Origin of the sequence: Pseudomonas sp. PSB11 (assembly GCF_014596605.1) — a bacterium.
GTDB lineage: Bacteria > Pseudomonadota > Gammaproteobacteria > Pseudomonadales > Pseudomonadaceae > Aquipseudomonas > Aquipseudomonas umsongensis.
Genome location: NZ_NOIO01000056.1, coordinates 1 through 5,145, shown reverse-complemented (window position 1 = coordinate 5,145; position 5,145 = coordinate 1). Strand labels below are relative to the sequence as shown.

The window sequence follows — 5,145 nt, the reverse complement described above, 5'->3', positions numbered from 1 at the left end:
AACTGGCGCGGGATCGCACTGAGCAGGTGGGCTAAACGGGTGCTGGTAAACATGAGCCAAAATCGAGTCTGAAAAATCCGATTATGACTGACGGCCGCCAACAGCAAGGGGGAGCAAGCTCCCCCTTCGGTTTTTACCGGACACTAGTGGGCCGCACCGTGGAACTGCACCTCACTGGCCACATGGAAAAGTTCGCCTGGTCGTTCAACGGCGTGAAGTTCTCCGACGCTGAACCGCTGCGCCTCAAGTACGGCGAGCGAATCCGCATCGTATTGGTCAACGACACGATGATGACGCATCCCATTCACCTGCATGGCATGTGGAGCGACCTTGAAGACGCGAACGGCGAGTTCATGGTGCGCAAACACACCATCGACATGCCGCCAGGCTCACGGCGCAGTTATCGGGTGACTGCCGACGCGCTCGGCCGCTGGGCCTATCACTGCCACCTCCTGTACCACATGGAAATGGGCATGTTCCGTGAAGTTCGCGTGGAAGAATGAGGCGCTACCCATGATCAGGATGACTCCGATTTTTCTGGCGCTCGTGACCGCGAGCCTGACACTGACATCGGCAATGGCCGCCACAAACGATATGCAGGGCATGGATCATAGCCAGATGCAGGGCATGGACCACAGCCAGATGCAAAACATGGACGACGGCCAGATGCAGCCTGCCGCGCCTGCCGAAAGCCGCACGCCGATTCCGGCGTTGACCGATGCCGACCGCGCCGCCGTGTTCGTCAGCCCCCATGGCCATAACGTCCATGACTCCGCGCTCAACTATTACTTGCTTGCCGACAAGCTCGAATGGCAGGACGCTGATGATGGCAGCACCCTGGCCTGGGATATCTCGGGTTGGATCGGCGGCGATATCGACCGCCTGTGGCTGCGCTCGGAAGGCGAACGCACCAACGGCAAGACTGAAGATGCGGAGGTCCAGGCACTGTGGGGCCACGCCATCTCCCCGTGGTGGGACGTAGTGGGCGGCGTTCGCCAGGATTTCAAACCCGGCGACCCACAAACCTGGGCGGCGTTCGGCGTGCAAGGCATGGCCCTGTACAACTTCGAGACCGAAGCCACGGCCTTCATCGGTGAAGGTGGCCAAACCGCCGCGCGCCTGGAAGGCGACTACGACATCCTGCTGACCATCCGACTGATTTTGCAGCCAACCGCCGAACTTAATGTCTACGGCAAAAACGACCCGCAACGAGGCATCGGTTCCGGCCTGTCCAACACTGAAGCGGGCCTGCGCCTGCGGTATGAAATCCGCCGGGAGCTTGCCCCTTACATCGGCGTGACCTGGAACCGCACCTACGGCAAGACAGCCGATTATGCCAGGGAAGAAGGCGAGGATCGCAGTGAGGCACGCCTGGTCCTTGGTGTTCGGCTGTGGTTCTAGTACACGTTAACTTAACAATCAAAAAAATGACCGCTTGAAGCGGTGAGAGGCCCTGTATGCGATTGATCAAAACCACCGCTGTTGCCATCGCACTTTCCAGCGCGCTGCTGATGAGCACATTCGCTCAGGCGCACCCGAAATTGCTCTCCTCCACCCCGCAGGAAGGCGCGGTCGGCCCGGCCCCCGCCAAGATCGAACTGCACTTTTCCGAAAACCTCATGACCCAGTTCTCTGGGGCGAAACTGGTCATGACCGAAATGCCGGGCATGGCCCATGCCCCGATGCCCATGAAGGCCAAAGTCTCTGGCGGCAGCGACCCGAAGACCATGGTTATCACGCCGCTCTCTCCATTGCCCGCTGGTAGCTACCAAGTCGATTGGCGCGCAGTGTCGTCGGACACTCATCCGATCACAGGCAACGTTTCGTTCAAAGTGAAGTAACTGATGAGCGACTGGGCCAGCATTGCCCTGCGCTTCGGCTTGTACATGGATTTCATGCTGCTCTTTGGCATGGCACTTTTCGGGTTGTACAGCCTTGAAGGACGAGAGCGAGTGTCGGGGGCCGTGTTGCCGTTTCGGTCCATGCTGGCGGGGACCACGGCGCTGGGTGTACTCATGTCTGTCGCCAGCATGGTACTGATGGCGAGCGCCATGAGCGGGGAGTCGGACTTCGCCGAGCTGCACCCGCATATTGAAATGATGGTATTGGAGACGGACGTAGGCGTTGCCTGGATCGTGCGCATCATCGCGTTGGTTGTTGGCGGCTCAGTGGTGCTGCTCCACCAGCGTGCACCTGTCGTTAGCTTGTCAGTCGCAACTATTGCCGGTGGTATAGCCCTGGCCAGTCTCGCCTGGAGCGGTCATGGGGCGATGGATGAAGGCGGTCGTCGTTATTGGCATTTTGCGATGGACATACTGCACCTGCTGGCGGCAGGCGCCTGGCTGGGTGCATTGGTCGCCTTTGCCAGGATGGCAATGCTCGACACGCTGCAAACAGCAGAAAGCATCAAGTTGCTGGCCCGGGTCGTCAATCGATTCGAATCGGTGGGCGCTTTGATCGTAGTCGTGATCACGGTGACGGGCGTCGTGAACTACCTGTTCATCGTGGGTCCAGAACTCGATGCCGTGCTGCTAAGCACCTACGGGACTTTGCTGATCATCAAAGTGGTGTTGTTTGCCGGGATGTTGGTGCTGGCCGCGTTGAACCGATTTCACCTTGGCCCGCTTTTGCAACGGTCGTTGCGGGAGGGGGAGTATCGAGTGGCGGCTAATGCGTTAAGGCGCAGCGTGTTGGTCGAGTTATCGGCAGCGGTGTTGATTGTGGGGCTGGTGGCCTGGTTGGGAACGTTAAGTCCTGATATGGAGACCGCAGTAACCTGAGCAGGGAGTGAGGCCGGAAAAATGCCCGCATCAATCGCCCGGGGCCTCGACTACGCATAGGCGTATCTGCCGTAGCTCGGTAAACTAGCCAGCAAGCTAGTCGGGGCATTTTTTCAACTCAGGAATCAACGTGGCCAAATCTATTGAGGACAATGCGTCTCTCGAGTCTTTTTCGCTCGAGAGTCCCTCCCCGCTGTATGCGAGGGTCAAGCAAATCATCATGCAGAAGATTCGCTCCGGTGCCTGGTTGCCCAATTCCAAGGTGCCGTCGGAAAGCGAATTGCTGAATTTGTTAGGGGTCAGTCGCATGACCATCAACCGCGCCTTGCGCGAGCTGACCATTGAAGGCTCGCTGGTGCGGATGCAAGGGGTTGGCACCTTCGTTGCGGAGCCCAAGGGGCATGCCGCATTGTTCGAGATCCACAACATCGCCGAAGAAATCGAGGCCCGGGGTCATGAACATCGCTGCGAAGTGATCGTGCTCGAAGAGATGCCTGAACGGGCTCGTGCTTCGATGCCCTTCCCCCTCGAAGGGGTCAAGCGCCTGTTCCATTCGGTGGTGGTGCATCACGAGAATGGCGTGCCGGTGCAGATCGAAGAACGCTTCGTCAACGCCGAGGTAGCACCCGCTTACCTGCAGCAGGACTTCACCAAGATCACGCCTTATGCCTACCTGATCCAGTTGGCGCCGTTGACCGAGGGCGAACATGTGGTCGAGTCGATCCATGCCAAATCCGCCGAGTGCAAGTTGTTGCAGATAAAACGCTATGAGCCGTGCCTGTTGATTCGCCGCCGTACCTGGGCAGCCAAAGGCCAGGTCGGCTGCGCGCGACTGGTCTATCCGGGGTCGCGTTATCGACTGGAAGGCAAGTTCGGTAATTGATCCCACGGGTCGAGCGGCCCCCGCTTGCCGCTCGACCTGCCTGTTGTTGCAGATACCCTGCCGACATTGTTACCGCCACCGCCCTGAGTGGCAAAAAGGTGACATTTCGTCGTTCCCCGCTGCACAAAAGTGTTACGTAATGCTCGTCTTCGCATCAACTTATCGCAGAGTTGCAACAGAAATTTCTTTCGGCTTCGCATGGGCCATTTTTTCTTTGATCTCTTAAGCCATTGAATTAATTCATATTATTTGACTTTTAAGTTTTTCTTCAGGTCGTAAATTTCGATTTTGGCCCCTCACTTGCATTCACTTGTACATACAGGTTGATATAAGCGCAGATAGATAAGCTAAACCGCGCCGCCAACCCGCTAACCAGTGAATGAGAGGAGATGACCATGACCGCCAAGACCACCCGCCTGCGTGACGTCGAAATCCGCGCTGCCCGCGGTAACAAGCTGACCGCCAAGAGCTGGCTGACCGAAGCTCCGCTGCGCATGCTGATGAACAACCTCGACCCGGAAGTCGCCGAGAACCCCAAGGAACTGGTGGTGTACGGTGGTATCGGTCGTGCGGCGCGTAACTGGGAGTGCTACGACAAGATCGTCGAGAGCCTGACCCACCTGAACGACGACGAGACCCTGCTGGTGCAATCCGGCAAGCCGGTCGGTGTGTTCAAGACCCACGCCAACGCCCCGCGCGTCCTGATCGCCAACTCCAACCTGGTACCGCACTGGGCGAGCTGGGAGCACTTCAACGAGCTCGACGCCAAAGGCCTGGCCATGTACGGCCAGATGACCGCCGGCAGCTGGATCTACATCGGCAGCCAGGGCATCGTCCAGGGCACCTACGAAACCTTCGTTGAAGCCGGTCGCCAACACTACAACGATGATCTCAAAGGCAAGTGGGTACTGACCGCCGGCCTGGGCGGCATGGGTGGCGCTCAGCCTCTGGCTGCCACCCTGGCCGGCGCTTGCTCGCTGAACATCGAATGCCAGCAGAGCCGTATCGACTTCCGCCTGACCAGCCGTTATGTCGACGAGCAAGCCAAAGACCTCGACGACGCTCTGGCGCGCATCGCCAAATACACCAAGGAAGGCAAAGCAATCTCCATCGCCCTGCTGGGTAACGCGGCTGAAATCCTCCCGGAACTGGTCCGTCGCGGCGTGCGCCCGGACATGGTCACCGACCAGACCAGCGCCCACGACCCACTGAACGGCTACCTGCCGGCTGGCTGGACCTGGGAACAGTACCGCGACCGCGCCATTACCGATCCGGCCATGGTGGTCAAGGCCGCCAAACAATCGATGGCCGTGCATGTCCAGGCCATGCTGGATTTTCAAAAGCAAGGCATCCCGACCTTCGACTACGGCAACAACATCCGTCAGATGGCCCAGGAAGAAGGCGTGGAAAACGCATTCGATTTCCCAGGCTTCGTACCGGCCTACATCCGTCCGCTGTTCTGCCGTGGCATCGGCCCGTTCC

General features: G+C 58.8%; 5 protein-coding genes and 1 pseudogene. All 6 read left to right on the top strand.

Annotated elements, in window-relative coordinates; translation table 11 throughout:
* Positions 1 to 149 precede the first annotated feature (149 nt).
* Positions 150 to 503: pseudogene (locus CGA21_RS29610) on the top strand (multicopper oxidase domain-containing protein); the annotation flags it as partial.
* Between the two features lie 10 nt (positions 504 to 513).
* Positions 514 to 1,401, top strand: coding sequence for a copper resistance protein B (locus CGA21_RS29605; RefSeq protein ID WP_188265683.1), 888 nt, complete (start codon positions 514 to 516; stop codon positions 1,399 to 1,401).
* Between the two features lie 56 nt (positions 1,402 to 1,457).
* Positions 1,458 to 1,841, top strand: a complete 384-nt coding sequence (copC, locus tag CGA21_RS29600; protein ID WP_020800326.1) for a copper homeostasis periplasmic binding protein CopC — start codon at positions 1,458 to 1,460, stop codon at positions 1,839 to 1,841.
* Between the two features lie 3 nt (positions 1,842 to 1,844).
* Entirely contained in the window at positions 1,845 to 2,780 is a 936-nt protein-coding gene (gene copD / locus CGA21_RS29595; protein WP_188265682.1) for a copper homeostasis membrane protein CopD, read from the top strand.
* Between the two features lie 130 nt (positions 2,781 to 2,910).
* A complete protein-coding gene (gene hutC / locus CGA21_RS29590; protein ID WP_042955793.1) occupies positions 2,911 to 3,663 on the top strand; it encodes a histidine utilization repressor in 753 nt (250 codons plus the stop codon).
* A 395-nt stretch (positions 3,664 to 4,058) separates the two neighbouring features.
* On the top strand, positions 4,059 to 5,145 hold a 1,087-nt coding region (gene hutU, locus CGA21_RS29585), incomplete at its 3' end, for a urocanate hydratase (RefSeq protein WP_188265681.1).

Excerpts from the sequence above, each read along its gene's own strand:
- CGA21_RS29605 (WP_188265683.1), top strand. The coding sequence starts at position 514 with ATGATCAGGATGACTCCGATTTTTCTGGCGCTCGTGACCGCGAGCCTG.
- copC (WP_020800326.1), top strand. The coding sequence starts at position 1,458 with ATGCGATTGATCAAAACCACCGCTGTTGCCATCGCACTTTCCAGCGCG.
- copD (WP_188265682.1), top strand. The coding sequence starts at position 1,845 with ATGAGCGACTGGGCCAGCATTGCCCTGCGCTTCGGCTTGTACATGGAT.